Genomic DNA, 26981 nt, shown 5'->3' with positions numbered 1-26981 from the left:
CTTGCCAAGGAGTTTCAACATGCCCCATGAAGGCAGCCTGCTACAGGCCGCAGTCGTGTTCCTGCTCGCCGCCGTATTGACTGTTCCGCTGGCCAAGCGCCTGCAACTGGGCGCCGTGCTGGGCTATTTATTCGCAGGGGTCATCATCGGCCCTTCAGTACTCAAACTGATCGATAACCCGGAAAGCGTCAGCCATATCTCGGAACTCGGGGTGGTGTTGCTGCTGTTCATCATCGGCCTGGAGCTGTCCCCAAAACGTTTATGGGTGATGCGCAAGGCAGTCTTTGGTGTCGGCATGGCGCAAGTGCTGCTGTCCGGTCTGGTGATTGGCTGTGTTGCCCTGCTGGCCTTCGAGCAACCCCTGAATACAGCTGTGGTGCTGGGTCTGGGTCTCGCATTGTCTTCCACCGCTTTCGGCCTGCAAAGCCTGGCCGAGCGCAAGGAGCTGAACAGCCCCCACGGACGCCTGGCGTTTGCCATTCTGCTGTTTCAGGACATCGCTGCCATCCCGCTGATTGCCATGGTTCCGTTGCTGGCCGGCACCAGCCACGAGCAAGAACTCAGTTCCCATGAAAGCCTGCTCCACAGCCTGCAAGTGCTGGGCAGCATCGCGATTGTGGTGGTCGGCGGCCGCTACCTGCTGCGCCCGGTGTTTCGCATCGTGGCCAAGACCAAAATTCAGGAAGTGTCCACAGCCACCGCACTGCTGGTGGTCATGGGGACAGCCTGGTTGATGGAGCTGGTGGGCGTGTCCATGGCACTGGGCGCATTCCTGGCCGGCCTGCTGCTGGCCGACTCCGAATACCGGCACGAACTCGAAGCGCAGATCGAGCCTTTCAAAGGCCTGTTGCTGGGGCTGTTTTTCATCAGCGTCGGGATGGGGGCCAATATCAGCCTGCTGTTCAGTTCACCGGTAGTTGTGCTGGGGCTGACCTTTCTGCTGATTGCCCTGAAGTTTCCGCTGCTGTTTTTCATCGGGCGTCTGGCAGGCGGGCTGAGTAAACAGAATGCCCTGAGTCTGGGACTGGTGCTGGCCGCAGGGGGTGAGTTCGCTTTCGTTGTCTTCAAGATCGGCAACCAGCAAGGCCTGTTCGAGCCCGAGCTGTACGACATTCTGATCCTGGCCATTACTCTCTCGATGGCCATGACGCCGCTGCTGTTCATGGCCATGGCCCGCTGGATCAAGCCCAGGGTCAAGCCTGTCGAGGTGCCGGACGAGTACCGCGATATCAATACCGACAGCCCTCGCGTGGTGATTGCCGGCATGGGCCGTATGGGCCAGATCGTGGCGCGTATTCTGCGGGCGCAGAATATCCCTTTCGTGGCGCTGGATACCGCGGTGGAATCCATCGAGTTCTCGCGCAGCTTCGGCAATGTGCCGGTGTTCTATGGCGACCCGCTGAAGCCGGAAATCCTGCGGGCGGCCAAGGTTCATGAGGCCGAGTTCTTTATCATCGCCACCGATGATCCCGACACCAATATCAAGACCGCCGAACTGATCCGCAAGTTGTACCCGGACATGAAGATCATCGCCCGCGCCCGTAACCGCCAGCACGTCCATCGCCTGATCGACGTGGGAGCCCAGGCGGTACGTGAAACGTTCTATTCCAGTCTGGAAATGAGCCGTCAGACCTTGCTGGGCCTCGGTTTGAGCCAGGCCCAGGCCGATGCGCGAATCAGCCGCTTCAAGCGTCACGACGAACAGGTGCTGGCTGCCCAGCATCTGGTGTATGACGACGAAGCCAAGCTTCTGCAAACCGCCCGGGAAGCCAGAAAGGAACTGGCGCAGTTGTTCGAGGCGGATCGTCAGGAAGAGGAATCGGGGAAGTCCTGATTCGCGACTGAAGTCGCTCCTACGGTTTGTGGGAGCGAGCTTATTCGCGAAAACCTACTCGGCATACGGGCTGTCCCAATACCGCTTGTGCATGCCGAGTTTTTTCTTCAGGCCTTTGGGCAAACGCTTTTCCTGTTTGCTCAATTTGTAGGCCAGCAGCTTGAGGGCGTTGCGTACGAAAGACAGTGGCCACAGCAGAAAGCGACGCTTGCCCAGAAAGGCCAGCTCTGATTTCACGTAGCGCATCCCCTCGCCCGCAATGCCGCCAAAGGTTTCGTAGATCCAGGATTCCCGAGACTGGAACACGCCGATATCGAAGTAACGACAAAACTCTTCGCGCAGGCTGTAGTTGTGGGAATGTCTGCACACCGCCGAACCTTCGTAAGCGATTTTCCAGCCGTCGAGCAGCATCCTGGCCGTGACGTACATGTCTTCGGAGAGGATCACATGCCGCGGGAAGCCTCCCGTCGCCAGTAACGCCTCACGCCGATACGCTGCGAAGGAGTTCGACATGAACGGTGTCTTGATGCCGAGCGTTGCAGCATCTTCAAGGGTCTTGATCCGGGAAGTCGGCGGGTAATTGAATAGCCGCGCATGCTGCGCCAGCAGGTTGGCATCCTTGTGGGGCAACTGCCGCCCGCATACTGCGCCTACCTTGGGATCGGCAAACGGCAGCAGGATATTGGCAATGGCGTCGACGTCCTCCACATAGGCATCCTGGGTCATGTAGACGTAGACGTCGTAGTCGGGGTATCGCTCGACCATCATCTGCCGGGTGCCGCCGTGGTTGAAGTCCTTGCTGTCGATACGGATCACATTGGCACAGCGTGACTGTGCCAGTTCCAGGGTGCCATCCGACGAGCTGGAATCAACGATCAGGGTGTCGAAAGTCGAGGTCTGGGTCGCCAGAGAATCCAGCAGGCGATCCAGATCCTTGCGCCCGTTGTAGGTCGGAATGACACAAGCCACTCTCAAAGACGGCATAACAATACTCCAGAGCAAATTCCTGATGCCCAATCTGTCAGCGTGTTTGAGGGTAGCTCATGCCTCGCCGGACGACCATTTGAATGCAATCAACCCAGCACTTCACTCAGGGGAATGAAATTGACCCAGTCACCCTCAGCAACAGTGGTGCCTTCGCGAACCTCGATCAACCCGTCCGCCCAAGCCGCACTGCGCAGCACGCCAGAGCTTTGATTGCTGTAGGCGACGGCACGACCTTGCTCCAGACGCCCGCGCAGGTATTCGCGACGATTGCCCGCCTTGCGCCAGACGAACCCGGCCGGGACGGGAAACTGCATGGGCGTGACATCTGCAACGCCCTGACAGCGGAGCAGATAGGCGCGAGCCAGCAACGCAAAGGTGACCAGCGTGGACGCCGGATTACCCGGCAGGCCGATCACCGGCACGCCACGGAAATGGCCGAAAGTCAGCGGTTTGCCCGGCTTGATGGCCAGCTTCCAGAGCGACAGTTCGCCCTCTTCGCGCAGCGCATGGCCCAGGAAATCCGCTTCGCCTACGGATACGCCGCCCGTGGACAGGATCAGGTCGACCTCGTTGAGCCCCGCCAATGCGGCACGGGTCTTTTCCAGATCGTCCGGCAGGATTCCCGCATCCAGCACTTCGCACTCAAGACGCTTCAACCAGCTGCACAGCAGCACGCGGTTACTGTTGTAGATCTGCCCTGGCCCCAATGGCTGACCGGGTTCGATCAATTCATCGCCGGTGGACAGCACGGCAACCCGGACACGGCGAATGACATCCAGCTCAGCCAGCCCCAAAGACGCCGCGAGCCCCAGCTCGATAGGTCCCAACTTAGTCCCGGCTGCCAACACCTTATCGCCGACTGTGGTTTCCTGACCTTGAGGACGGATGTTCTGCCCCGGCTTGAGCGGCTCGGTAAAACGCACGCGCTGGTCCTGCAGGACTTCGGCGTTTTCCTGCATCTCGACGCAATCGGCACCTTCCGGCATGGGAGCGCCTGTGAAAATCCGTGCACACGTGCCGACTGCCAGCGGCTCGGGAGCCTGCCCGGCGAAGATTCTCTGGCTTACGGGCAGCGGCTCGCCGGTCCAGTCCGCCAGACGCAAGGCGTAACCGTCCATGGCGCTGTTGGGCCAGGGCGGCAGGTCGAGGGTGGAAATCAGATCCACCGCCAATACACGTCCCTGGGCTTCGGCCAGAGGAACCCGTTCACGCTCGGTAATGGGCGAGGCTTCGGCCATTTCCAGCAGGCGTGCAATGGCTTGTTCGACAGGCATCAGGGCCTGAGGCGCGTTCATGCCCGCTCAACCACGGGTGGCGCAGGGTTCTGCCTGCTTGAGGTGCGGCACGAAATTGCACGGGCGGAAACGCGAATCCAGCTGTTGAGACAGAATCCCGTCCCAGGCCGTACGCACCGCGTTGGTGGAGCCCGGCAGGCAGCAGACCAGCGTACCGTTGGACAGACCGGCCAGCGCGCGGGACTGAATGGTCGAGGTGCCGATATCCGGTACGGAAATCTGCCGGAACAGCTCGCCGAAACCATCGACCTGCTTGTCCAGCAGGCAGCTCACGGCTTCCGGGGTGCTGTCACGTCCGGTAAAGCCTGTGCCGCCGGTGATCAGCACCACCTGAACCTGTTCATCGGCAATCCAGGTCGCAACCTGGGCGCGGATCTTGTACAGGTCATCCTTGAGCAGGACGCGCTCTATCAGGCCGTGACCGGCTTCAGTCAGGCGATCGACGAACATCTGCCCCGAGGTATCGTTTTCAAAGGTCCGGGTATCGCTGACGGTCAGGACGGCGATATTCAGGGGTACAAAAGGTGTGTCAGCCTTGGCTTTCATGGCCTCGATCCGGTTGTTAAGGAAACAGGCCGGTGTTATATCACAGCACTCCTTTTGACTGCCCGGTGAGTCTTTGATGAATGTTGGCGTCACATTGCCGAACTGCTCGATCCTGCTGCTGGCCGGAGGTCAGGGGCAACGCATGGGCGGGCGTGACAAAGGCCTTGTGCATTGGCAAGGCGAGCCGCTGATTCAGCACCTGCATCGCCTGACACGTCCCTTGACCGATGACCTGATCATTTCCTGCAATCGCAACCTGGAGCGTTACGCCGCTTACGCCGATCAACTGGTTCAGGACGATAACACTGACTTCTCGGGGCCACTGGCCGGCATCCGCGCCGCCCTGCCCCGTGCCCGGCATGGATACTTGCTGGTGCTGCCTTGCGACGCACCGCTGATCGATAACGCCTTGCTGCAAGGGCTGCGAAATACGGCACTTGAACACCCGAACCACCCAGTCATGGTCCGCGAAGGCGAATACTGGCAACCGTTGCTCTGCATCATCCCGACCGCCCATGCCGCGGCTCTGGAAGATGCGTGGCAGAGCGGTGAACGCAGCCCGCGACGGGCCATGGCGCACCTGCAACCTGTGGCCTTGCAACTGGAGACTGGCGACCCGCGGCTTGCCAACCTGAATACTCCCCAATTGCTGAGTCAGATCAATGAACAGGCTCAATAAACTTTTCATGGAACTTGCAGAGGGTGTATACGTCTGAGAGTCATTAACCAAGAGTCCATCCGGAGACACTGTCATGAAACAACGCACTCTTCCTGCCGCCTTTTTGCTGGCACTGGGTATTGCTTCCCTCGCAGGCTGCGCATCGCCAACTGTAATCACTCTGAATGATGGCCGTGAAATCCAGTCCGTGGACACACCTCACTACGATGAAGATTCGGGCTTCTACGAGTTCAAGCAACTCGATGGCAAGCAGACCCGCATCAACAAGGATCAGGTACGTACCGTCAAGGATCTGTAATCCGGACGTGATGTAGAAAAAACCCGCCAGTCGTATTGATGGCGGGTTTTTTACTGGCTCCAATAATGCAACACCATTCCCGTAGGACTAATGCTGATCAGTTAAGCCAAGGCCCCTCCCACGGATTTTGCGCCCAGCCACCTATACGTGCTTACCAATCAAGCTTCAGCAGGCTCTCGAACTGGCGTGGTTCCCCGCTCACCGGGTCGATGAAACGCAGCCCCTGGGCCAGCAGTTTCAAGGGCCGGTCGTAATCATCGACCGCATCCTTGATGACATCGGGATAGAACGGGTCATTGCAGATCGCCGCGCCCAGCGCCGCCATGTGCACGCGCAACTGATGCTTCTTGCCGGTCACCGGATACAGCCCGTAGCGCCACAACTCCCCGTTGCGTTCACAGACTTCAATTCGAGTCTCGGTATTACTGGCACCCGGCCCTTCCTGCATGCGGAAAAACGGTTCGCCATCCACCAGCCGGCTTTCATGCACACGAGGAAACTCGAGTCCGGGCAGCGCAGGTGCGATGGCCTCATAGCGTTTGTCGATCTTTCGGGTGGGAAACAGCGCCTGATAAGCCGAGCGGCTTTGCTTATTGGCCGAAAACAGCACCAGCCCCGCGGTATGCCGGTCGATGCGGTGCAGCGGAACCAGATCCGGGTTATCCAGCCGATGAATCAGACGCCGCAGCAGGGTTTGCTCGACATATTCGCCAGCAGGCGTAACCGGTAGAAAATGGGGTTTGTCGGCCACCACCAAATGCTCATCGGCATACAGAATCGTTTCCACGACCGGGATCGGCGTTTCGTTCGGGACTTCGCGAAAATAGTGAATCTTCAGGCCTTCCCGATAAGCCAGATCGGGGGAGACAGGCATGCCGTTGCCATCCAGCACCCTGCCACGGGCGATGCGGTCCAGCCACTGCTCACGGCTGATGGCCGTGAATCGCGCGCACAGGCAGTCGAGTACCGTCGTCCAGGGGCCAGGCGGCAGATAAAGAGTACTGGCTTGGTTATGGGCGGCAACAAAAACGGACTCGGACATGCGCAGATCTGACACTCGTGAAGATGCAGGAACAACGGGACGTGCATTATCCCTCAAGGGCTTGATCCTCGCTATGCGGGCGATAACCGCACCAAATCCCTGCAAGGCCCGAGATAGAACCTGCAGCACTTTGAACCATCTGGTACATTTTGCCAAAAATGTTTGCCCGACACCGGGCAGTGACGCCAGAACAAGAGACAGAAAGTCATGACCCAGATTGAAAAACCGTCCATTCTCGCTGGCCTGATCGGCTCAGGTATCCAGGCCTCACGAACCCCGTCGATGCATGAACATGAAGGCGATGCCCAGGGTTTGCGCTATCTGTATCGGCTGATCGATATCGACGCCCTCAAACTGGATCTCCATGCACTGCCACGTTTGCTGGAAGGTGCCCAGAACAGCGGCTTCACGGGCCTGAACATCACCTTCCCCTGCAAACAGGCTGTCATTCCTTTGCTGGACGAACTGTCCGACGAAGCTCGCGGCATTGGCGCGGTCAACACCGTGGTGTTCAAGGATGGCAAGCGCATCGGCCATAACACCGATTGCCTGGGCTTTGCCGAAGGGTTGCAGCGCGGTCTGGCTGAGGCACCGCGTCAGCATGTGGTGCAGATGGGCGCGGGAGGTGCGGGTGCAGCCGTGGCCCATGCGCTGCTCAGTGCCGGCGTGCAGCTTTTGAGCGTTTTCGAGGTGGAGCCCGAGCGCGCCCGTGGCCTGGTCGATAACCTCAATGCTTATTTCGGCGCAGGCCGGGCTCAGGTGGGCCTTGATCTGCCTGGCGCAATGGCCGAAGCCGACGGGCTGGTCAACACCACGCCCGTGGGCATGGCCAAATTGCCGGGCACGCCGCTGCCGGTGGAACTGCTGCGCCCCGAACTCTGGGTCGCGGAAATCATTTACTTCCCGCTGGAAACCGAACTGCTCAAGCACGCCCGCGCACTGGGTTGCCGCACCCTCGACGGCTCGACCATGGCCGTGTTTCAGGCGGTGAAGGCATTCGAGCTGTTCAGTGGTCGCCCTGCCGATGCAGAGCGCATGATGGACCACTTCCACAGCCTGTAAGACTCAACGCTTGAGGTAACTCAGGACAGCGTCGCAAATCATGGTCTTGTGACGCTTCTTGACCTCATCGCTCCACAGTTCGATCTGGAAAATCTCGCTGAACGTGTGGCGGTTGGAAATGCGATAGAAGCAGAACGAGCTGATCATCAGGTGCAGGTCCACCGGATGGACACCTTCGCGGAACAGTCCCATGGACTCGCCGCGTCGCAGAATATCGTCCAGCGCCCGAATGATGTTCTGGCTCTTGGCCTGAATCGAGTCGGACTGTTTGACGTTCTCGCCGTTGTGGATGTTTTCGATGCAGACGATCCGCACGAAATCGACATTGCGGTCATGGTGATCGAAGGTGAATTCCACGACTCGATGGATGGCTTCCACCGGCTCAAGCTCGCCCAGGTTCAACTGGCTTTCGGTGGTGCGAATATCGCCGTAGAGCTTCTCCAGCACTTCAACGTACAGTTGCTCCTTGCTACCGAAGTAGTAATAGATCATCCGTTTCGACGTCTTGGTGCGCTCGGCGATTGCATCGACCCGTGCGCCGGTCAACCCGTAGGCAACGAACTCGACGATTGCCGCCTGAAGGATATCCTCGCGGGTCTTTTCCGGATTGTTCTTGCGGCTCTTGCGCAGCGCATCGACGGGCTCGACGGCAGCGGAGTCGGCAGTTTTTTTCATTATTCGCTCACGACCACGGTTGAATTCCGGATTATGAAGCGCGTAATGGATCGAGGGAAGCTGCGCAGCACTCCTGCACTGCGCAGCCCGACATCAAACGTCAGAGACGTGCCTGACGCGCCGCCACGTTACGGGCCTTGGCCATGGCCGCCAGACGCACCGGAACGTTGGCCGCGCCATAACCGACGTAATCGTTCTTGCGTTGCAGAATCTCGAAGAAGAAACGCCCGTCGAAGGCATCGGTGTAGACATGGAACAGTTCGCCGCCCTGGGCATCACGGTCGTACAGCACGTTGTAATACGCCAGTTCGCTGAGGAATTCGTCATCGAAGTCGAAGCGTGCGGCCAGGTCGTCGTAATAGTTGAGCGGGATATCCAGTAACGGGACGCCTGCCTCCTTGGCGCGACGGACTTCAGCAAAAATGTCTTCGCACGAGAATGCAATATGATGCACGCCGGAGCCACGATAACTCGACAGGGCATGGGATATCGCCGTGTTGCGGTTTTCCGAAATGTTCAAAGGCAGACGGATCGTGCTGCACCGGCTGCGCAACGCACGGCTTTTGACCAGCCCGTAAGGGTCAGGCAGCACCACTTCGTCATCGGCCTCGAAATCCAGCAGGCTCTTGTAGAACAGCACCCAACTGTCGAGGCTGTCTGCCGGCAGCGCCATGGCCATGTGGTCAATGCGCTGCAGGCCGCCCTGATCCCTGGTCTTGGGGTCAACGACAAAGTCGATGTCGTAGATCGACTGGCCAGGCTCTGCGCCCTGGACCAGATAGATCAGGCTGCCATCGGGCGCACGCACCGAAGGAATTTCACGCTCGTTCGGCCCGACCAGCCCGCGATAGGGCTGGCCCTTGAACGCACGCGCCCGCTCCAGCGCCCTGGTGCCGTCATCCACTCGCAAGGCAGTGGCGCACAACGAAGGGCCATGGGCCTCGAAAAAGCTGTGGGCAAAGGAATAAGGTTCGGCATTGAGCACAATCTTGATATCGCCCTGCCCCAACAGGCTCACCGCCTTGGAGCGATGCTGCCCCAGACGAGCGAAACCGAGGCGTTCGAGCCAGCCGGACAACCGTGCGCCCTGAGTCTCGTCAACCGCGAACTCGAGGAACTCGACGCCACTATAGGTGCTGGCAGGCGGCGGGTTGAACAGGATTTCGGAAGCCACCGGCTCAGCCTCACGGGCCAGAAGTTCGCGGGTTTTCTCTTCCAGATAGAGCAATGAGCGGAAACCATCGGCGGCGTTGGCACGAGTTGGTGCAGCCCGAAAACCATCATTGAAGACTTCCAGCGACAGAGGCCCGGTGTAACCACTGCGCAGGATCGGCGCCAGAAAGCCTGGCAGGTCGAATTCGCCCTGCCCGGGGAAGCAGCGAAAATGCCGACTCCACTCCAGCACGTCCATGGCCAGGATCGGCGCATCGGCCATTTGCACGAAAAAGATCTTGTCGCCGGGAATCTGTGCGATGGCCGATGGATCGCCCTTGAGCGACAGGGTGTGGAAACTGTCGAGCAGTACGCCCAAGGCCGGGTGATCAACCTGACGCACCAGATTCCAGACCTGTTGCCAGGTATTCACATGACGCCCCCAGGCCAGGGCTTCGTAGCCCACCCGCAGGTTACGGGCACCGGCGCGCTCGGCCAGCAGGCTCAGGTCATCGAGAAGGATATTTTCATCGCCCACCGAGTCGGCGGCGGCATTGCTGCAGACCAGTACCAGATCGGTGCCCAGTTCCTGCATCAGGTCGAACTTGCGTTCGGCACGATCGACATTACGCTGAAGCCGGTCACGGCGGCAGCCTTCAAAATCACGAAACGGCTGGAACAGAGTGATGGCGATACCCAGGTCGGCGCAGATCTGCCTGACGTTGCGCGGGCTGCCGTCGTAATACAAAAGGTCGTTCTCGAAGATTTCTACCCCGTCGAAACCGGCTGCAGCAACGGCTTCGAGCTTTTCAGGCAGAGTACCGCTCAGGGATACGGTGGCAATAGAACGCTGCATGCTTTGAGCTCCTGGATGAGCACAACCTCTTCGGGTCGTGACTGGATAGCACCGTATTCTCGGCCTGAATCGGCCTCATTACAGGGGTGCGAGTAAAGTATTTCCCTGTCAAAATGCCAGATCAACAGAAAGTGTACGAACCGGTTAGTTTTGCGTTCGATTATCGAACAGAAGCCATTTTCCTCGATTGACGCTGTTTCGCTCAGTCCTCACCATCTGCCACACATTGCAGGATCATCGCGTGTCCGTTTTCCGCTTTACGGCAACAAACCCATAACAATTTCAAAAACAGGAATATTGCTCATGTCCACTCTCCTTGCGCCGTCCGCTATCACCTCGATACGCCCTGACCGGTCACTGGACCGACGATATCTGTCGGTCGTTCCTACGATCCGATCCATCGACGCCTGAATCAACCCAGCGCACTCGAAGGGTTCAACCTGTAAGATGCTGGCCCGTTAAATCGTCCAGAAGATGCCCGTGCGCAAATTGCCACTGGCATAGCGATTCGACGACGTCACTTTTTTACAGGTACAGCACCTGAGTCGAGTGGACTTCTCAAGTCCGACTGTAGCGAACTGCACAGTCTTGGAACGGATGGTTAGAACATCATGATCAACACCCAAACCAACCCAGCCGCCCGGGCTGCCCGGGCAGGCATCGGCGAAAAGATTCGTGGCGCCATGGCCGTGGGCAAGACCCGCTGGGGCATGCTTGCCCTGGTGTTCTTTGCAACCACCCTGAACTACATCGACCGTGCAGCACTCGGTGTCATGCAGCCGATCCTGGCCAAGGAAATGAGCTGGACGGCGATGGACTACGCCAACATCAACTTCTGGTTCCAGGTCGGTTATGCGGTGGGCTTCATACTGCAAGGCCGGTTCATTGACCGGGTTGGCGTCAAGCGTGCTTTCTTCCTGGCCGTGCTGCTCTGGAGCCTGGCCACCGGCGCCCACGGTCTGGCGACATCCGCTGTCGGCTTCATGATCTGCCGCTTCATTCTGGGCCTGACCGAAGCCGCCAACTACCCGGCCTGTGTAAAGACCACACGCCTGTGGTTCCCGGCAGGTGAACGCGCAGTGGCCACCGGCATCTTCAACGCCGGGACCAACGTCGGCGCCATGCTGACCCCTGCCCTGCTGCCATTGATCCTGACCATCTGGGGCTGGCAGGCCGCGTTCATGGCCATGGGCTCGCTCGGTCTGTTCTGGGTCATCATCTGGCGCCTGAAGTATTACAACCCCGAAGAACACCCGACCCTGCGCAAGAGTGAACTGGACTACATCAACCAGGAAGTCGAGCCAGAGCCGGTCAAGGTGCCTTTCTCACATATCCTGAAGATGCGCGGCACCTGGGCGTTCGCCGTGGCCTATTCCCTGACCGCTCCAGTGTTCTGGTTCTACCTGTACTGGCTGCCGCCCTTTCTCAATCAGCAATACAACCTGGGCATCAGCGTCACGCAAATGGGTATCCCGCTGATCCTGATCTGGCTGACCGCCGACGTGGGCAGCATTGGTGGCGGCATCCTGTCCTCATGGCTGATTGGTCGCGGTGTACGGGCAACCACGGCTCGGCTGATCTCGATGCTGATCTTCGCCATCACCATCTGCAGCGTGATCTTTGCCGCCAATGCCAGCGGATTGTGGGTTGCCGTACTGGCCATTTCGGTAGCGGTGGGTGCGCATCAGGCCTGGACGGCGAATATCTGGAGTCTGGTAATGGACTACACGCCCAAGCACATGATGAGCACCGTCTTCGGCTTCGGCGGGATGTGTGCGGCCATCGGCGGGATGTTCATGACCCAGTTGGTCGGCGCAGTACTGACGGCCACCAATAACAACTACAGCGTGCTGTTCACCATGATCCCGGCGATGTACTTCATTGCCCTGACCTGGATGTTCTTCATGGCACCACGCAAAGTGCCGAAGATCAGCGAGTAATAGAACTCAAACGCAACATCCGTAGGAGCGAATTTATTCGCGAGACGCCCGTACATCCGAAAAGAATGTATTGCAGCCAATGACGTCTCGCGGATAAATCCGCTCCTACTCACCCTTTACTGCGCTGCTGCCAAGCCGCAGCAAGCCCGCTCAGGCAGATGATCACGATGCCGACCTGGGCGATGGGTGACGGCATATGGTCGAAGACCATGAACCCCAGAAAGCCCGCAAAGACAATCTGACAGTAACTGAACGGCGCCAGGATAGCCGGCGCGGTGAAACGGAATGCCTGGGTCAGCAGCAAATGAGCGGACATCCCGCACGCCCCCAACGCCAATAGAAACGGCCAGTGCTTGAGCTCAGGCGTCTGCCAGAAAAACGGCACCAGTGCGCTCATCAGCAAGGTATTGAACAGACCGGCAAAGAAGTTGCTGGTGGTCGGGCTGTCGTACGGGCTGACCAGACGGGTCAGCAGTTGATAGATCGCAAAGCACAAGGCCGAAGACAGCGGCAGCAGAATCGCCGGAGTAAAGAGTTCACCGCCCGGGTGAATGATCACGATCACCCCCGAAAACCCCACCACCACCGCCAGCCATTGGCCCCGCGTGACTCGCTCCTTCAATAACGGCACCGACAAGGCCGTGACCAGCAACGGCGCAAGAAAGTTGACCGCTGTGGCTTCAGCCTGAGGGATGAACATCAGGCTGCTGGTAAACAACAGGCTGGTACCCAGCAGGGCCAGCGCACGCAAGACCTGAAAACCCGGTCGTTTGGTGCGCAATACCCGCAACCCCGCCGACGGCATGAAAATGAACGCCATGAGCAGCGTATGAACCAGATAGCGCGCCCAGACCACCAGAATGACCGGATAGAAGCCGGAAAGATATTTGGAGAGTGTGTCATGGCTGGCGAACAGAAAGGTCGCCAGCAGGATCAGGCCAATTCCCTTGAGGGGTTGATTGACACCGGATAGCGGCGTGCTGGTAGTGCTCATCGGGCTTCCTTGTTCTGGCATGCAACTGAAGAATATTCACGCGCCTCGCCCAGCGGGGCCGCAATCATTTTTGAGTGAGCATCGCAGGCAGTAATCGGGACGTCTCGTTAAAATGTTCCAACCAGTTAATTTTTGGTCGATAATCGCACGAAATAGCATTTTTCCAATTGCAGACGCTTCTTTGGTCTTTACTATCAGAGCCAGTTGTACTGCCCACAAATAATGATAAGAAGGCTCCTACCTCATGCGCTTGAAATCCAACTGCAAAATCCTTTGCGGCTTTTCTGCGGCTATCACAGCCAGTCTCACTCCCACCTTCAGTCAGGCGGCAGGCTTCGTCGATGACGCCAAGGTGGGCTTGAACCTACGCAACTTCTTTATCAACCGCAACTTCGTCGACCCTGACAACGCCCAGAACGGTGCTCAGGAATGGACCCAGAACTTCATTCTCGACGCCCGCTCCGGCTTCACCCAGGGCACCGTCGGCTTTGGTGTCGATGTGCTGGGGCTCTACTCCCTCAAGCTTGACGGCGGTAAAGGTTCCGGCGGTACACAACTGCTGCCGATACATGGTGACGGACGCCCCGCCGATGATTTCGGACGACTGGGCGTTGCGGCCAAGGCGCGCTTTTCCAAGACCGAGCTGAAAGTCGGCGAATGGATGCCGGTGCTGCCCATCCTGCGCTCCGACGATGGCCGCTCGCTGCCACAGACCTTCCGTGGCGGACAGATCACCTCGAAGGAAATCGACGGCCTGACACTCTACGGCGGCCAGTTCCGCGCCAACAGCCCGCGTAACGATGCAAGTATGGAAGACATGTCGATGCAGGGTCGCGGGGCATTTACCTCCGACCGGTTCAACTTCGGCGGTGGCGAATACACCTTCAATGAAAAACGCACACTGGTCGGCCTCTGGTATGCCCAGCTCGAAGATATCTACCAGCAGCAGTACCTGAATGTGGTCCACAGCCAGCCGCTGGGACAATGGGTGCTGGGGGCCAACCTTGGTTTCTTCAACGGCAAGGATGACGGCCAGTCACTGGCCGGCGACATGGACAACAAGACCTGGTCGGCCATGCTCTCGGCCCGCTACGGCGGCAACACGTTCTACCTCGGCCTGCAGAAAGTCAGCGGCGACAGCGCCTGGATGCGGGTCAATGGCACCAGTGGCGGCACCCTGGCCAACGACAGCTACAACTCCAGCTTCGAAAACGCCAAGGAACGTTCCTGGCAGTTGCGCCATGACTACGACTTCGCCGCACTCGGCGTGCCCGGCCTGACCCTGATGAACCGCTACATCAGTGGCGAAAACGTACACACAGGCACCATCACCAATGGCGAAGAATGGGCCCGGGAATCGGAGCTGGCTTATGTCATCCAGAGTGGCTCGTTCAAGAACCTGTCCGTCAAATGGCGCAACTCCAGCATGCGCCGCGATTACAGCACCAACCAGTTCGACGAGAACCGCCTGATCGTCAGCTATCCGTTGTCGCTGCTCTGAAAGCCAAAAGCCGCCAGGGAAAACCCTGGCGGCCTTTTCATGCACCGACTTCCTGAGCCCGCCATCACTCCTTGTTCAACGACTCCACGCCCATCTCGTCCCACACCTCTTCAGCCAGATGGAAAGTCGCATTGGCAGCCGGAATCCCGCAATAGATCGCGCTCTGCATCAGCACTTCCTTGATCTCGTCACGGGTCACGCCATTGTTTTTGGCGGCCCTCAGATGCAGACGCAATTCCCCTTCGCGATTCATGCCGATCAGCATGGCGATGGTAATCAGGCTGCGGGTATGACGTGGCAGGCCGGGGCGCGTCCAGATATCGCCCCAGGCATGGCGGGTGATCATTTCCTGGAACTCTTCGTTGAACGGCGTCAGTTTTTTCAGGCTGTTATCGACATGGGTATCGCCAAGTACCGCACGACGAACCTGCATGCCGGCCTGATAGCGTTCTTCTTCGTTCATTGCTTGATCCTTGTATGTTCGGCCACGGCACGTTCGACCCAGAGTCGGGCCTGACCAAGGTAATGAGCCGGGTCGAGCAAGCGATCCAGCTCTTGGGATGACAATTGGGCAGTGACTTGAGGATCCTCGCCCAGCACCTGACGCAGATGCGCGCCTTGCTGCACCGCTCGTCGGCAGTTCTGTTCAACCAGATGATGCGCAGCGTCTCGTCCGATGCGTCGGGAAAGCTCGATGCTGACGGCTTCGGCCAGCACCAGCCCACGGGTGGAGTCCAGATTCACCAGCATCCGCGACTCATCGACTTCCAGCCCAGGCACAACCTGCAAGGCCTGCTGCAACGAGCCGGACACCAGGCAGCAGAGTTCCGGCAGGGTTTCCCATTCCGCATGCCACAGGCCCAGGCTGCGCTCGTGCTCCTGAGGCATGGCTGCAAACAGGGTGGCGACCAGCCCCGGCGCGCGAGTTGCCGCGCCGATCATCACCGCTGCGCCCACCGGATTTCGTTTGTGGGGCATGGTCGAAGAACCGCCCTTGCCTGCTGCCGCGGGCTCGAACACTTCGCCTACTTCGGTCTGCATCAACAGGCTGATATCCCGGCCCATCTTGCCCAGGCTGCCCGCGATCATGCCCAACAGGCTGGCGAACTCCACCAGCCGGTCACGCTGGGTATGCCAGGGCTGATCGGGCACGCTCAACTGCAACTCGCCCGCCAGCGCCTCGGCCACCGCAAAAGCCTGATCACCCAAGGCCGCCAGACTGCCGGAGGCGCCACCGAATTGCAGGCACAGCAAGCGTGGCCTGATTTCGTCCAGACGCTGGCGATGGCGGGTTACCGCTCCCAGCCAGCCAGCGATTTTCATGCCCAGCGTCACTGGCGTCGCCTGTTGCAGCCAGGTGCGGCCGGCCAGTGGCGTCTGCGAATGACGCTGGGCCTGCACGACAAGGGCGTCGGCCAGCTCTTGCAGATCGCGCTCCAGCAGTTCGATGGCACGACGCACTTGCAGGATAAGCCCGCTGTCCATGACATCCTGACTGGTAGCGCCCATATGCACGTAACGTTCGGCTTCAGGGTTACGCTGGGCAATCTGCTTGCCCAGCGCCTTGACCAGCGGAATCGCCGAGTTGCCCGCATTACCGATTGCAACGGCCAGGGCATCGAAATCGAACAGCTCGGCGCGGCAGCTTTCATTGATATCCGCCACGACTTCACCGGGAATCAGGCCAACCCGCGCCTGAGCCCTGGCCAGTGCGGCCTCGAAATCCAGCATGCCCTGCACTCGCCCGGCATCGCAGAACACCTCGCGCATTTGGGGCTGAGTGAAATAGGCATCGAAAAGTTGATTGCTCGGTCTGTTCACATCACCGCTCCAGATAAAAGTCAGGTGGCATCCGCATGGCTGACCCAACCCTTGATCAATACTGCCAATGCGGCCAGGGCTGCGGGAATCACCAGGGCGGTCAGGACCTGCTCGAAACTCCACCCCAGTCCAAGCAAGGTAGCACCGGCCCAGGCACCGAGAATCGCGCCAAAGCGACCGATGCCCAGCATCCACGAAACACCCGTGGCACGCCCCTGGGTCGGATAGAACCGGGCCGCCAGCGAAGGCATCGCCGATTGCGCACCATTGATGCACATGCCTGCCATGAGAACGAGGGTCGCCAGCAGCGCAACATTGTGCAGGCTCTGCCCGACCAGCCAGGCGAAGACACCGGCCAGCGCATAGGCCACGCCAATCACTTTATGCGGATTGAAACGGTCCATGGCCCAACCGACACCCACGGCACTGAGCACACCGCCAAACTGGAACAAGGCACCGATGAACGCCGACTGCTCCATGCTCGCGCCGCTGTCACGCATAAGGGTCGGCAACCAACTGGTCAGCAGATAAACGATCACCAGGCCCATGAAATAGGTCAGCCACAACAGCAAGGTTCCGGTGCTGTAAGTGCCGGAAAAAATCACCTTCAGTACATTGCGGCTGCTGACGGTCTTTTGCTCCGGGACGCTGAAATCCCCGGCGGTCGCTACCTCAGACGGCGCAATGGGCGCCAGTACCTTGCGAATCCGCTCTGCACCGCGATTGCGCACCACCAGAAAACGCGCCGACTCCGGCAGCCAGACCATCAGCACCACTGCCAGCAGCAACGGCAGGATACCGCCGAGCATCAGCAGGCTGTGCCAGCCCAGGCTGGGGATCATTTTTGCCGAAACAAAACCGCCGCACGCCATGCCCAGATTGAACCCACAGAACATGCTGGTGACCAGCAAGGACTTGAGGCGCTCGGGCGTGTATTCGGACAGCAGCGTGGTGGCGTTGGGCATTGCTGCACCGAGCCCCAGGCCGGTCAGCAGACGCAGCACCAGCAACTGGTCGATATTGGTGCTGTAGGCCGAAGCCAGGCTGAACAAGCCAAACACAAACACTGCGACCACCAGCACCACTTTGCGACCAAAGCGGTCGGCCAGCGGCCCGGAGCCCAGTGCGCCGAAGACCATGCCGATCAGGGCAGCGCTCATCACCGGCCCAAGGCTGGCACGGTCAATGCCCCAGTCCTGACTCAACGCGGGGGCAATAAACCCCATGGCTGCGGTATCCAGCCCATCGAGAAAGACGATCAGAAAGCACAACGCAACAATCCGCCATTGATAACGGGACAGCGGCTGGCTGTTGATGAAGAGCTGCACGTCGAGCGTGCCCGTGGCGGGCTCGCGAGCTGAAAGCGTCATGGATGTTTCCTTTTATTTTTATAAGGTCGCCAGCCAATGCTGGCGCCATGCAACGCACGCAATGACGACTTGTTAAAAGTCGAAAAACACCGTCTCGTTCTCGCCCTGAATCCAGATGTCGAAGCGGTAGGCCAATTGACCATCGACGCTGCAACGCCGTGCAATCAGAGTTTCGCGACGTGGCGGCTGCTCGATCAGGTTCAGCACCGGATCGACCGCATTGGCCTGAGGCTCATCGTCGAAATACAGCCGCGTCTGCAAGTGGATATTGATCCCCCGGGCAAACAGCGACACGTTGATATGGGCCGCCATCGGCACTCCTGCAGCGTTGTTCACGACACCCGGCTTGATGGTCTTGAGCGTCCACAGGCCATCATCCCCTGTCGCGGTGCGACCAAAGCCATTGAACGGTTTTTCAGCCCCGTAGACGCTGTCATAGACGCCATTGTGGTCGGCCTGCCAGAACTCCAGAAACGCATCGCGAATCAGATGGCCATTACCGTCATAGACATTGCCCAGCAACAGGATGTGCTCACCCGGCGCACCGGGCTTGGCCATCTCGTTCCAGATTTCCAGCTCGCGGGTAGGGTTACCGGCTATTTCCAGCGCAAGACCGATATGCACGTAGGGACCAGCGGTTTGCGAAGGTGTTTCCTGCAACAGTTGAACGGGCATGTCGAAACCTCCTCAGCAGTTTTCAAAGTGAGTCTTGCGCTGGCCGCGCAGAACGATATCGAAGCGATAAGCCAGACAATCCATGGGATTGCCCATACCAAGGTCAAGCCTGGCGATCAGGCTCTGGACCGCATCAGGGTTGGCAATCGCCTTGACGATCGGGCAGATCGGAATCAACGGATCGCCCTCGAAATACAGTTGCGTGATCAGGCGCGTGGCAATCGACGGGCCGCTGACCGACACATGGACGTGCGCAGGACGCCAGTCGTTGGGGCCGTTGCGCCATGGGTACGGGCCGGGCTTGACGGTGCGGAAGCTGTAGTTGCCTTCGCTGTCGGTGAGGGTTCGTCCGACACCGCCGAAATTGGGGTCGATGGGGGCCAGATAACTGTCGCGCTTGTGGCGATAGCGGCCACCGGCGTTGGCTTGCCAGATCTCCACCAGCGTGTGTGGAACCGGCTTGCCGTACTGATCGCAGACCCGGCCGGCAAGGATGATCCGTTCACCGATCGGCAGGCCGCCATGGTTGAAATTGAGCAGCAGATCGTTGTCATGCTGACCGAACTTCAGGTGTGAAAAGTCCGGCCCGCTGGCTTCGGAAACCGATTGTGGGATGCTGACCAGCGCCTGGCGCGGGGAGCGCAGGATTGAGGTCTTGTAATCAGGTGTCAGTGCTTTGGGATGCCAGTTGCGATCCCGAATGACGAAACGGCTATTGTCCGCGACAGACATGGCGTTCTCCTTGTTCTTTTTATGGAGAGCACAAGTATCGATCACTTGCGCTGCAGGCTGCGGCGAAGTGTCGCGCGGGAGAACCCAGGTCGAAAATTGAAAAAAACCGCATCATCCATAACCAAATGGTTATGTGTAGTACCCTTCACGATACGCTTCACCCACGCCACGCAACTCGTCCACACACCATTGTGCAGCCCGTGACAAGGGCAAGGCCGGGTTACTGCACAGGCCCACTGAACCGCCAGGCTCGCGAATTCCCATGTCCAGCTCCACCAATGTGCCGCTTTGCAGTTCCTGAAGCACGGCATCCAGCGGCGCAATCCAGATCGCGTTGCTGCACTGCACATAACGCCGGCTCAAAGTCAGGGACAGGGTTTCCAGACGCTGGCGTGGCGGCTGAATGCCGTATTGCACGAACAGGCTGTCGGCGAATTTGCGGATGGTGGTGCCGGCCAGCGGCAGGACCAGCGGGAAACTTTCCAGGCTTTCGCGCTTGAGAGGTGCAGCCAGCAAGGGGTGATCATTGCGAACCACCAGCGTCATCGACTCGTTGTACAGATGCTCGAAGGTCAGACCCTGAATCTGCGGGCTATCGGTCATGCGCCCCACGACCAGGTCCAGCTCGCCGACCCGAAGCTGCGACAACAGATAGGCGCTGGGGCCGGTCATCACGCTGACAACCAGAGCCGGATGCCGCTCGTGCAGCCTGCTGATCACCTCAGGCACCAAAAGGCTTTCAGCGGTGGACAACACACCCAGCCGCGCCGTGACCGTTTCATGCTCCCCCGAACGCAGGCTGCTGACACCTTCGCGCAACGCCTGCACGCTCGGCCCGGCAAAGCGCATGAACGCCACACCGGCTTCAGTCAGTGCAGCACCGCTCTTGCTGCGCACGAACAGCGTGGTTTCCAGCAGGGCTTCCAGTTCCTTGAGGCTTTTGGACAGCGCCGGCTGGCTGATCGCCAAGGCATCGCAGGCCCGAGCCAGACTGCCCTGGCGCGCCACTTCAAGAAAGCACACCAGATGACGAAACTTGATTCGGGTATCGATATTCAACGCGCGCCGGGCCTTTTATGAGAGGTAAAGCAGTTCAATGACTCAGAAAAAAAGCGACCTGCTCACTGTCAAAGGGCCAATCCAGCTCGGCACCGGTATCGATGCGTCGCAACACGGGAATCCGCAGGCCATAGTCTTCAAAAAAAGCTTCGTTGTCGGCGATATCCACCAGTTCGACCAGCAGACCATGCTCGACCAGAGGCAGCAGAATCCCCTCGGCGACCTCACAGAGATGACAGCCCAAGGTACCGAACAATTGGCATTCGGGTGGCATGAAACGCATCCTCCGAGACAGTAGGCTAACCATTCTAGGACGGTTGATGCGTCAGCGCGAGTGCGTCAAACAGGCTGGGCCGGTCAGCGGACATGAGGTTCTAGGAGCCCACCAGGCGCGCGTCATTCCTGAAGCGCCGCTTGCTGAACTCGTTGGCACGATCGAGCACCGGCTTCTCGAAACAGCGGTAGCCTACCCAGCCGTAACACACCACGGCAGCCATCATCAGCGACGCAAAGAACAGGTTGTCCAGATAGCTCTCGGGCCACGCGCCAGCCAGATGCCAGACCCGACCTATTACACCCAGCACCAGCAGATGCGACAGATAGACCGTGTAGGACATGTCGCCCACGGCAACCAGAAACCCTGGCATGGCGATCCTTTTACGCCTCTCCAGCAACACAAGGCTCAACACCAGTGCGCCGAATGCCGACCCCACGGCCAGCATGCGCAGCAAGCCCTGGCTGTCGTGAAGACGATAGATACCAATCAAGGGCATACTCAACAGCGCAATAACCAGCAGCCCCCAGACCGTCGACGTCGGTACCCGAGCGCTGTGTGGCCCATAGAAGAACAGCGCCAGGGCCACGCCAATGATGAACTCCAGTGAATAGGGATGCAGGATGATCTTCAGCGCCGATGAATAGTCCTGCCAGTTCTCCAGGCTGTTGAACACCACGATGACCAGGGCCCAGCCCCCAAGCAGCAACGGCAGGCTACGCTCACGAAACCACAGGAAAGTGGAAAACATCAGGTAGAACCACAGCTCGAACAGCAGCGACCAGGCCACCATCACCAGCAGGACTTTATCGTTGGGCAACAGCAGGAAGGACATCAGCAGATTGGAGGAGCCATGGCCGCTGTTGACCATACCGGGCATGGCCAGATACACCCCAAGCGTGATGAAGAAATACAGCCAGTAGGTCGGGTAGATTCGCGAAACACGGTTGAACAAAAAGCGCTGCGCCTCGATACCGTTCTGGAAGCGCCCGCGACTGACAATCACCATCACGAAGCCGCTGATCACAAAGAACAGATCGACACCCAACTGAAAGAAATCGAGAAAAGGCGGCAGAAGAATATCGCCGCCGGAAAATTTTTCCTCCAATGACATCATGTGGAACAGCACGACGCCCAACACCGCCACGCCCCTGAGCCCTTGCAGGGAATACAGCCGCTCCATGCCTTTCTCCATTACTGACCGCCGCTGCTCCATGGCAACGCAGTACCCGATGACCGAGCCCCACAATTGGATACAGAGCATAGCCAAGCGTGGAAATTATGAAACCCCGGGCTCCTGCCTTTCAGCTTCACCTTCATGGAAGCAGTCCGACACGGGCAAGGCACAATCACGCAAAATCTTCGACAATGCATTACCTTTATCCAGATGAGTTGCATCGACCCTTGCTGGCATCCTTGTGGCAGAACACGCCAAATTAGCGCGCTCGCCTGCGATGACGCACCAATATAAGCCACACGCTGCTGCACCGGGACTGGCCGCGGCAATTGAAATGAACCTTCGCGAATACGCTGCACTCGAAACATCCATACGCCACCTGACGGAGAAAACCATGGCTCGCCAAACAGCACAAAATGCTCAAGATATATTGATGGCCGATTTTCAGACCCTGGTCGCCGACACCGAAAAACTGCTCGAACATACCGCCACTCTGGCTGGCGACCAGGCAGACGAATTGCGCAGCCAGATCCACGAAAGCCTGTTGCGCGCCCGTGAAACCCTGAAACTGACCGAAGAATCCCTGCGCGAGCGCGGTCAGGCGGCGGTCATCGCCACTGAAGACTATGTCCAGAACAATCCATGGCAATCGGTAGGTATCGCTGCCGGTGTCGGGTTCATTCTGGGCCTGCTGGCAACGAGGCGTTGATCCCATGAGCCTCGGAACTGAATCAGGGTCGCCCAAGGCGGACCAGGGCTCTTCACCGCGGCGCCTGGGCGCTGCATTTCTCGGTTTGCTGCACAGCCATGTCGAACTGTTCGGGATCGAGTTGCAGGAACAGAAAGCCCGCACTTTGAGCCTGTTGTTGTTCGCAGGACTGGCGCTGGTATTCGCCCTGCTGCTGTTGACCGGATTGTCGGCACTGCTCCTGATCATTCTGTGGGACAGCTATCGCCTGGCCGGCATCATTGGCCTGTGCTCGTTCTATTTCCTGGCGGCAGTGTTCTGTGCATTGCGCTTGAAAGAAGCAATCTTTGATGAGTCTTCGCCTTTCAGCGCGACCCTAGAAGAACTGGCCAACGACCGTGAGCGACTGATGCCATGAATGAACCGAAGTCGCACAGCGGCAACACACGGCGCGAACTGCGCAAGGCGCTGATTCGCCTGCGCATGGAAATGCATCGCCAGGAAATACGTCACGAGTCCGCTCACCTGCTGCAACCCCTGCAACGAATGCGCGGCCTGAAAAACGACTGGCAAGGCGCCCTGGGCATCAAGCATGCGCCCTTGTGGGGAGTCGGTGCCGTCGCTCTGCTGGGTTTCTTCAGCGGCCGGGGCGCCAAGAACCGCCAGGCCAGCACCATTGGCCGCCTGGTGAAGCTGGGCGTCACCCTGCTGCCCTTGCTCAAGGTTGCCCTGCAAAACCGTACGGACAAGCGCTGACCTCTGCTTGGCTGCATTCTTGCAACATGTGTAACAAGTGCCCGCCCCGGAGTCGATCCGTGGCGGGTCTTGGTGCTGTGCAAGTAAGGAGAACTATGTGAAAGGGCAACCCCTTGCCTGCTTTCAGCCATTCATCGATACCGCTACCGGACGCATTGCCGGTGTTGAAGCTCTGGGAAGAATTCGTAAGGAAAACGGCCAGCTGGAATCGGTCGGACCGCTGTTCTCTGACCCGAAAGTGCCTGCTGCCGATCTGCGCCGCCTTGACCGGCTGATCCGGGACAACGCCCTTAGCCGTCTGCATGAAGCGCCCGATGACTGGTTTCTGAGCCTGAATATCTCGCCCCGCTGGATCAGCCGTCTTCGACCCGGACAAGCCCTCCCCAGCCTCGAGCAGTTGCATCGACACAACGTTCCTGCCGAGCGCATCGTGTTTGAAATAACCGAACTGGGCGGTGACAGTCAGTGCCTGACCGATGTCGTCGCACGCTATCGCGAGGCCGGCGCCCGGATCGCCATTGACGACTTCGGTGCCGGGTACTCGCAACTGGACCGCGTCCTGTCGCTGCAGCCGGACATTCTCAAACTCGACATGCGCCTGTTCCAGGCCGCAGCGCGGGGTGGCCCGAGCAGTGATGTGGTCAAGGCGCTGGCCCTGATGGCAGAAAAGACCGGTTGCTGGATCATTGCCGAAGGCGTGGAAACCGAGGCCGAACTGAATTTCGCCCTGGAATGCGGCTCCCGCTATGTGCAGGGTTATCTGTTCGCCAGGGGTGAGCTGGACTTTTTTGCCGCCGACACCTTCGTCACACATTTTGCCGAACTGCGAGACCGTTACGTCCTGCAGAAGGTCGCAGAACGTGCCCGGCTGATGGTACTGCGCCAGCAACTGACGCAACTGATGCATCTGCTGCAACGCTGGGCCGAAAACAGGCTGCCGGTCAGCGAGTTGCCGCAGGTACAAGACTACCCGTGGCTGCTGCGTTTCTATCAATGCGACCGGCATGGCACTCAACTCACGCCAAACCTGGAATGGCTCAAGGGTGCCTGGCACGCCGACGCCCGCTATCTGGGGCATAACTGGTCCTGGCGGCCTTACTTCTATCACCTTCTGGCCGAAGGCTGGGACGAGCGCAGGCTGACCCTGTCCAACACCTACCGAGATGCCACCAGCAACCAGTATTGCCTGACTGCCGGGCAGTTCTTCGATAATGGCAACCGCCTTCTGCTGATCGATATCGATGCCGCCGGGCTGTGACAGGCCTTGCGGTCCTGCGGCCGAACCGGGAAGCTAGACGGACTCGAAAACAACGGAGTGAACGCCTTGGATTGGCAGACCCTGCTTAACCGCGAACGACTCGGCAAGCCGCTGCATAGCCCTGAAGAACTGGGCCGCAGCCCTTTCCACAAAGACCATGACCGCATCATCTTCTCGGGCGCCTTCCGGCGTCTGGGGCGCAAGACACAAGTCCACCCGGTTTCCAGCAACGACCATATCCATACGCGCCTGACCCACTCGCTGGAAGTCAGTTGCGTCGGACGCTCTCTGGGCATGCGCGTCGGCGAAACCCTGCGCAGCGCCCTGCCCGACTGGTGCGACCCCAGCGATCTGGGCATGGTGGTGCAATCGGCCTGCCTGGCCCACGACATCGGCAACCCGCCGTTCGGCCACTCCGGTGAGGACGCGATCCGCAACTGGTTCAATCAGGCTGCCCGGCGTGGCTGGCTCGATGCGATGAGTGAAACCGAGCGCAACGATTTCCTCAACTTCGAAGGCAACGCTCAGGGTTTTCGCGTCCTGACCCAGCTGGAATATCACCAGTTCGACGGCGGCACCCGCCTGACCTACGCCACTCTGGGGACTTACCTCAAATACCCGTGGACAGCCCGGCATGCCGATTCTCTGGGTTACAAGAAGCACAAGTTCGGCTGCTACCAGAGCGAGCTGCCGATCCTTGAGCAGATCGCCCATAAACTGGGCCTGCCGCAACTCGAAGATCAGCGCTGGGCGCGCCATCCGCTGGTGTACCTGATGGAAGCCGCCGATGACATCTGCTACGCCCTGATCGATCTGGAGGACGGCCTGGAAATGGACTTGCTGGACTACGCCGAGGTGGAGTCGCTGCTGCTGGGCCTGGTGGGCGACGATCTGCCCGAAACCTATCGCCAGCTAGGCCCGGGCGACTCGCGCCGACGTAAACTGGCCATTCTGCGCGGCAAGGCTATCGAGCACCTGACCAATGCTGCCGCCCGCGCCTTCGTCGAACAGCAGGACGCCCTGCTGGCGGGCACGCTTCCCGGCGATCTGGTGGAACACATGCATGGTCCGGCCAAGCGCTGCGTGCTGAATGCCAAGGACATGGCGCGCAAGAAGATCTTCCAGGACAAGCGCAAGACCCTGCATGAAATCGGTGCCTACACCACGCTGGAAATCCTGCTCAATGCGTTCTGTGGTGCTGCTGTCGAACAGTTCGGAGGACGTGCCCCTTCGTTCAAGAACCGGCGCATCCTTGACCTGCTGGGTAACAACGCACCCGATCCCAAGGCGCCCTTGCACAGCTCGTTTCTGCGCATGATCGACTTCATTGCCGGCATGACCGACAGCTACGCCACCGAAATGGCCAGGGAAATGACTGGCCGCTCCGGGCAGATATAGCACCCGTCGGCCGGACACGCTTGCCTCATGTGCCCGGCCAGACCATCTCATGCACAACAACTTCAGAAAAGGCCTACACACAGGCCAAAAACGTCCTATCGCCACCCCTTCGCAGCACCCTCAATAATCCAGCCACTTTAACTGCCGAACTGGCAAGCGCCAGCAAGGCACTCTGCCGCCTTGCCGGAAACCTCATGTTTAAAAACGACTTGCGAATCCTGCTGGTAGAGGATCACCCTTTTCAACTGATCGCCACCCAGATCCTGCTGAACAATCAAGGCTACTTCCTGCTGACTCCAGCCCTGAACGCCCTCGAAGCCATGGCCGCCATGGAGCGCAGTGTGCAACCCTACGACCTGATCCTGTGTGACCAGTGTCTGCCCGAGCAAATGGGCTTCGACCTGATCGATCAGGCCTATAAACAGGGCTTCATCCGGCATGCCATCGTCCTCAGCGGCCTTGACCCGTCGCACCTGCATGAACTGGAGCAGCAAGCCCTTGTACGCGGAATCCCGCTTCTGGGCTGCCTGAGCAAACCCCTGCATGGCCCTGACCTTTCCCGCCTGCTGGGCAAGCTGCCTGCCAGAAGCTGATTTCAAGCACGCCCCTCCATACCCTATTCCAGGAGCGATCAGACTGGCGTTACGCCAGCGAATGCACTTTTACACTGTAGGCCGCTTACGATTGTGTTGAAGGGTAATTCCGAAACGCGATAAACAACATGAAACCCAATAACTAATCTGCACACTGGAACATATTGAATTTTTTAAAAACTTAAATCCTTGCGTGGGCTTTTACGTACTCCAATACTCTAATTACTGTAGGAACTTTCCTATATACGCCTGCCGGGCGGGTCCATTCATGTGCCTGCCCGAACATCTGAGCTAAGGTGCGCGCTTTCTTCGCTGCTTG

Annotated in this window: 27 protein-coding genes; 12 read left to right on the top strand and 15 right to left on the bottom strand. The window is 59.0% G+C overall.

The features are described from left to right. The first annotated feature begins 19 nt into the window (after positions 1 to 19). Positions 20 to 1834 (top strand): monovalent cation:proton antiporter-2 (CPA2) family protein, encoded by a 1815-nt coding sequence (locus tag K5D32_RS02245; protein ID WP_221575881.1) that lies wholly within the window; start codon positions 20 to 22, stop codon positions 1832 to 1834. Between the two features lie 54 nt (positions 1835 to 1888). Here the strand turns inward: K5D32_RS02245 and K5D32_RS02240 are convergent, their stop codons facing one another. From K5D32_RS02240 to moaB, 3 genes are all read right to left on the bottom strand, one after another. Continuing rightward, a complete protein-coding gene (locus K5D32_RS02240) occupies positions 1889 to 2818 on the bottom strand; it encodes a glycosyltransferase family 2 protein (RefSeq protein WP_221599097.1) in 930 nt (309 codons plus the stop codon). 89 nt (positions 2819 to 2907) lie between these two features. After that, positions 2908 to 4116 carry a gephyrin-like molybdotransferase Glp gene (glp, locus tag K5D32_RS02235; protein WP_221599096.1) on the bottom strand — a complete coding sequence of 403 codons (1209 nt, stop codon included), beginning with the start codon at positions 4114 to 4116 and terminating at the stop codon, positions 2908 to 2910. A gap of 6 nt (positions 4117 to 4122) precedes the next feature. Further along, complete coding sequence (moaB, locus tag K5D32_RS02230) at positions 4123 to 4662, bottom strand: molybdenum cofactor biosynthesis protein B (RefSeq protein WP_025260516.1); 540 nt, start codon at positions 4660 to 4662, stop codon at positions 4123 to 4125. 76 nt (positions 4663 to 4738) lie between these two features. On the opposite strand from moaB, the gene mobA reads away from it, so the two are divergent. Then, a complete protein-coding gene (mobA, locus tag K5D32_RS02225; protein ID WP_221599095.1) occupies positions 4739 to 5341 on the top strand; it encodes a molybdenum cofactor guanylyltransferase MobA in 603 nt (200 codons plus the stop codon). Between the two features lie 73 nt (positions 5342 to 5414). Continuing rightward, positions 5415 to 5639 (top strand): YgdI/YgdR family lipoprotein, encoded by a 225-nt coding sequence (locus tag K5D32_RS02220; protein WP_025260518.1) that lies wholly within the window; start codon positions 5415 to 5417, stop codon positions 5637 to 5639. A 151-nt stretch (positions 5640 to 5790) separates the two neighbouring features. Here K5D32_RS02220 and K5D32_RS02215 read toward each other — a convergent pair whose 3' ends face one another. Continuing rightward, positions 5791 to 6681, bottom strand: coding sequence for a pseudouridine synthase (locus K5D32_RS02215; protein ID WP_221575885.1), 891 nt, complete (start codon positions 6679 to 6681; stop codon positions 5791 to 5793). A gap of 207 nt (positions 6682 to 6888) precedes the next feature. On the opposite strand from K5D32_RS02215, the gene K5D32_RS02210 reads away from it, so the two are divergent. Beyond that, positions 6889 to 7743, top strand: coding sequence for a shikimate dehydrogenase (locus tag K5D32_RS02210; protein ID WP_221599094.1), 855 nt, complete (start codon positions 6889 to 6891; stop codon positions 7741 to 7743). A 3-nt stretch (positions 7744 to 7746) separates the two neighbouring features. Here K5D32_RS02210 and K5D32_RS02205 read toward each other — a convergent pair whose 3' ends face one another. Continuing rightward, positions 7747 to 8418, bottom strand: coding sequence for a TetR family transcriptional regulator (locus K5D32_RS02205; protein WP_200991995.1), 672 nt, complete (start codon positions 8416 to 8418; stop codon positions 7747 to 7749). Between the two features lie 100 nt (positions 8419 to 8518). Then, positions 8519 to 10426 (bottom strand): 3-dehydroshikimate dehydratase QuiC, encoded by a 1908-nt coding sequence (gene quiC / locus K5D32_RS02200; RefSeq protein WP_221575887.1) that lies wholly within the window; start codon positions 10424 to 10426, stop codon positions 8519 to 8521. Positions 10427 to 11037: 611 nt separating this feature from the next. On the opposite strand from quiC, the gene K5D32_RS02195 reads away from it, so the two are divergent. Next, positions 11038 to 12366 carry an MFS transporter gene (locus K5D32_RS02195; protein WP_221575888.1) on the top strand — a complete coding sequence of 443 codons (1329 nt, stop codon included), beginning with the start codon at positions 11038 to 11040 and terminating at the stop codon, positions 12364 to 12366. A gap of 109 nt (positions 12367 to 12475) precedes the next feature. Here K5D32_RS02195 and K5D32_RS02190 read toward each other — a convergent pair whose 3' ends face one another. After that, complete coding sequence (locus K5D32_RS02190) at positions 12476 to 13360, bottom strand: DMT family transporter (RefSeq protein ID WP_221599093.1); 885 nt, start codon at positions 13358 to 13360, stop codon at positions 12476 to 12478. Between the two features lie 244 nt (positions 13361 to 13604). Here K5D32_RS02190 and K5D32_RS02185 point away from each other — a divergent pair, with 244 nt between their 5' ends. Beyond that, a complete protein-coding gene (locus tag K5D32_RS02185) occupies positions 13605 to 14861 on the top strand; it encodes an OprD family porin (RefSeq protein ID WP_221575890.1) in 1257 nt (418 codons plus the stop codon). Between the two features lie 64 nt (positions 14862 to 14925). On the opposite strand, the gene pcaC is transcribed toward K5D32_RS02185, so the two are convergent. The 8 genes from pcaC to K5D32_RS02145 all read right to left on the bottom strand — a co-directional run bounded on the left by pcaC (position 14926) and on the right by K5D32_RS02145 (position 21975). Then, positions 14926 to 15324: a 4-carboxymuconolactone decarboxylase gene (pcaC, locus tag K5D32_RS02180; RefSeq protein WP_221594599.1), complete on the bottom strand. Its 399-nt coding sequence runs from the start codon at positions 15322 to 15324 to the stop codon at positions 14926 to 14928. Continuing rightward, positions 15321 to 16682 (bottom strand): 3-carboxy-cis,cis-muconate cycloisomerase, encoded by a 1362-nt coding sequence (locus tag K5D32_RS02175; protein ID WP_221599092.1) that lies wholly within the window; start codon positions 16680 to 16682, stop codon positions 15321 to 15323. Before K5D32_RS02175 ends, pcaC begins: the two co-directional genes overlap by 4 nt. A 20-nt stretch (positions 16683 to 16702) precedes the next feature. Beyond that, a complete protein-coding gene (locus tag K5D32_RS02170; RefSeq protein WP_221599091.1) occupies positions 16703 to 18052 on the bottom strand; it encodes an MFS transporter in 1350 nt (449 codons plus the stop codon). A 72-nt stretch (positions 18053 to 18124) separates the two neighbouring features. Continuing rightward, the gene (gene pcaG, locus K5D32_RS02165) at positions 18125 to 18727 is read right to left on the bottom strand and encodes a protocatechuate 3,4-dioxygenase subunit alpha (RefSeq protein WP_221575894.1); all 603 of its coding nucleotides are present in this window, start codon (positions 18725 to 18727) and stop codon (positions 18125 to 18127) included. A 12-nt stretch (positions 18728 to 18739) separates the two neighbouring features. After that, positions 18740 to 19459, bottom strand: coding sequence for a protocatechuate 3,4-dioxygenase subunit beta (gene pcaH / locus K5D32_RS02160; RefSeq protein WP_221575895.1), 720 nt, complete (start codon positions 19457 to 19459; stop codon positions 18740 to 18742). 129 nt (positions 19460 to 19588) lie between these two features. After that, entirely contained in the window at positions 19589 to 20518 is a 930-nt protein-coding gene (gene pcaQ / locus K5D32_RS02155) for a pca operon transcription factor PcaQ (RefSeq protein ID WP_221599090.1), read from the bottom strand. A gap of 34 nt (positions 20519 to 20552) precedes the next feature. Next, positions 20553 to 20792, bottom strand: a complete 240-nt coding sequence (locus tag K5D32_RS02150; RefSeq protein WP_025260532.1) for a glutaredoxin family protein — start codon at positions 20790 to 20792, stop codon at positions 20553 to 20555. Positions 20793 to 20892: 100 nt separating this feature from the next. Further along, positions 20893 to 21975 carry an acyltransferase gene (locus K5D32_RS02145; RefSeq protein WP_221599089.1) on the bottom strand — a complete coding sequence of 361 codons (1083 nt, stop codon included), beginning with the start codon at positions 21973 to 21975 and terminating at the stop codon, positions 20893 to 20895. Positions 21976 to 22363: 388 nt separating this feature from the next. Here K5D32_RS02145 and K5D32_RS02140 point away from each other — a divergent pair, with 388 nt between their 5' ends. The 6 genes from K5D32_RS02140 to K5D32_RS02115 all read left to right on the top strand — a co-directional run bounded on the left by K5D32_RS02140 (position 22364) and on the right by K5D32_RS02115 (position 26662). Continuing rightward, positions 22364 to 22678, top strand: a complete 315-nt coding sequence (locus K5D32_RS02140; protein WP_025260534.1) for a YqjD family protein — start codon at positions 22364 to 22366, stop codon at positions 22676 to 22678. A gap of 4 nt (positions 22679 to 22682) precedes the next feature. Further along, the gene (locus K5D32_RS02135; RefSeq protein WP_025260535.1) at positions 22683 to 23075 is read left to right on the top strand and encodes a phage holin family protein; all 393 of its coding nucleotides are present in this window, start codon (positions 22683 to 22685) and stop codon (positions 23073 to 23075) included. Further along, positions 23072 to 23413, top strand: a complete 342-nt coding sequence (locus tag K5D32_RS02130) for a hypothetical protein (protein ID WP_025260536.1) — start codon at positions 23072 to 23074, stop codon at positions 23411 to 23413. The genes K5D32_RS02135 and K5D32_RS02130 overlap by 4 nt, the downstream gene beginning before the upstream one ends. Before the next feature lie 97 nt (positions 23414 to 23510). Beyond that, positions 23511 to 24671, top strand: coding sequence for an EAL domain-containing protein (locus K5D32_RS02125; RefSeq protein ID WP_221575898.1), 1161 nt, complete (start codon positions 23511 to 23513; stop codon positions 24669 to 24671). Positions 24672 to 24737: 66 nt separating this feature from the next. Next, positions 24738 to 26069, top strand: coding sequence for a deoxyguanosinetriphosphate triphosphohydrolase (locus K5D32_RS02120; RefSeq protein ID WP_025260538.1), 1332 nt, complete (start codon positions 24738 to 24740; stop codon positions 26067 to 26069). Positions 26070 to 26263: 194 nt separating this feature from the next. Further along, complete coding sequence (locus tag K5D32_RS02115) at positions 26264 to 26662, top strand: response regulator (RefSeq protein WP_221575899.1); 399 nt, start codon at positions 26264 to 26266, stop codon at positions 26660 to 26662. Positions 26663 to 26981 lie beyond the last annotated feature (319 nt).

It is taken from the genome of Pseudomonas cichorii (genome assembly GCF_019719005.1).
In the GTDB taxonomy this organism is placed as follows: domain Bacteria; phylum Pseudomonadota; class Gammaproteobacteria; order Pseudomonadales; family Pseudomonadaceae; genus Aquipseudomonas; species Aquipseudomonas cichorii_E.
The sequence above is the reverse complement of the archived record's forward strand: the minus strand, read 5'-3'. Positions and strand labels throughout refer to the sequence as shown.

What these genes read in the sequence shown, in the direction of transcription:
- pcaH (WP_221575895.1), bottom strand. Translation starts at nt 19,459, where the DNA reads ATGTCTGTCGCGGACAATAGCCGTTTCGTCATTCGGGATCGCAACTGG.
- K5D32_RS02190 (WP_221599093.1), bottom strand. Translation starts at nt 13,360, where the DNA reads ATGAGCACTACCAGCACGCCGCTATCCGGTGTCAATCAACCCCTCAAG.
- glp (WP_221599096.1), bottom strand. Translation starts at nt 4,116, where the DNA reads ATGAACGCGCCTCAGGCCCTGATGCCTGTCGAACAAGCCATTGCACGC.
- K5D32_RS02150 (WP_025260532.1), bottom strand. Translation starts at nt 20,792, where the DNA reads ATGCCACCCGAATGCCAATTGTTCGGTACCTTGGGCTGTCATCTCTGT.
- pcaG (WP_221575894.1), bottom strand. Translation starts at nt 18,727, where the DNA reads ATGCCCGTTCAACTGTTGCAGGAAACACCTTCGCAAACCGCTGGTCCC.
- K5D32_RS02140 (WP_025260534.1), top strand. Translation starts at nt 22,364, where the DNA reads ATGGCTCGCCAAACAGCACAAAATGCTCAAGATATATTGATGGCCGAT.
- K5D32_RS02185 (WP_221575890.1), top strand. Translation starts at nt 13,605, where the DNA reads ATGCGCTTGAAATCCAACTGCAAAATCCTTTGCGGCTTTTCTGCGGCT.
- mobA (WP_221599095.1), top strand. Translation starts at nt 4,739, where the DNA reads ATGAATGTTGGCGTCACATTGCCGAACTGCTCGATCCTGCTGCTGGCC.
- pcaC (WP_221594599.1), bottom strand. Translation starts at nt 15,324, where the DNA reads ATGAACGAAGAAGAACGCTATCAGGCCGGCATGCAGGTTCGTCGTGCG.
- K5D32_RS02195 (WP_221575888.1), top strand. Translation starts at nt 11,038, where the DNA reads ATGATCAACACCCAAACCAACCCAGCCGCCCGGGCTGCCCGGGCAGGC.
- K5D32_RS02215 (WP_221575885.1), bottom strand. Translation starts at nt 6,681, where the DNA reads ATGTCCGAGTCCGTTTTTGTTGCCGCCCATAACCAAGCCAGTACTCTT.
- K5D32_RS02170 (WP_221599091.1), bottom strand. Translation starts at nt 18,052, where the DNA reads ATGACGCTTTCAGCTCGCGAGCCCGCCACGGGCACGCTCGACGTGCAG.
- quiC (WP_221575887.1), bottom strand. Translation starts at nt 10,426, where the DNA reads ATGCAGCGTTCTATTGCCACCGTATCCCTGAGCGGTACTCTGCCTGAA.
- K5D32_RS02205 (WP_200991995.1), bottom strand. Translation starts at nt 8,418, where the DNA reads ATGAAAAAAACTGCCGACTCCGCTGCCGTCGAGCCCGTCGATGCGCTG.
- K5D32_RS02130 (WP_025260536.1), top strand. Translation starts at nt 23,072, where the DNA reads ATGAATGAACCGAAGTCGCACAGCGGCAACACACGGCGCGAACTGCGC.
- K5D32_RS02135 (WP_025260535.1), top strand. Translation starts at nt 22,683, where the DNA reads ATGAGCCTCGGAACTGAATCAGGGTCGCCCAAGGCGGACCAGGGCTCT.
- K5D32_RS02145 (WP_221599089.1), bottom strand. Translation starts at nt 21,975, where the DNA reads ATGGAGCGGCTGTATTCCCTGCAAGGGCTCAGGGGCGTGGCGGTGTTG.
- moaB (WP_025260516.1), bottom strand. Translation starts at nt 4,662, where the DNA reads ATGAAAGCCAAGGCTGACACACCTTTTGTACCCCTGAATATCGCCGTC.
- K5D32_RS02210 (WP_221599094.1), top strand. Translation starts at nt 6,889, where the DNA reads ATGACCCAGATTGAAAAACCGTCCATTCTCGCTGGCCTGATCGGCTCA.
- K5D32_RS02115 (WP_221575899.1), top strand. Translation starts at nt 26,264, where the DNA reads ATGTTTAAAAACGACTTGCGAATCCTGCTGGTAGAGGATCACCCTTTT.
- K5D32_RS02245 (WP_221575881.1), top strand. Translation starts at nt 20, where the DNA reads ATGCCCCATGAAGGCAGCCTGCTACAGGCCGCAGTCGTGTTCCTGCTC.
- K5D32_RS02240 (WP_221599097.1), bottom strand. Translation starts at nt 2,818, where the DNA reads ATGCCGTCTTTGAGAGTGGCTTGTGTCATTCCGACCTACAACGGGCGC.
- K5D32_RS02220 (WP_025260518.1), top strand. Translation starts at nt 5,415, where the DNA reads ATGAAACAACGCACTCTTCCTGCCGCCTTTTTGCTGGCACTGGGTATT.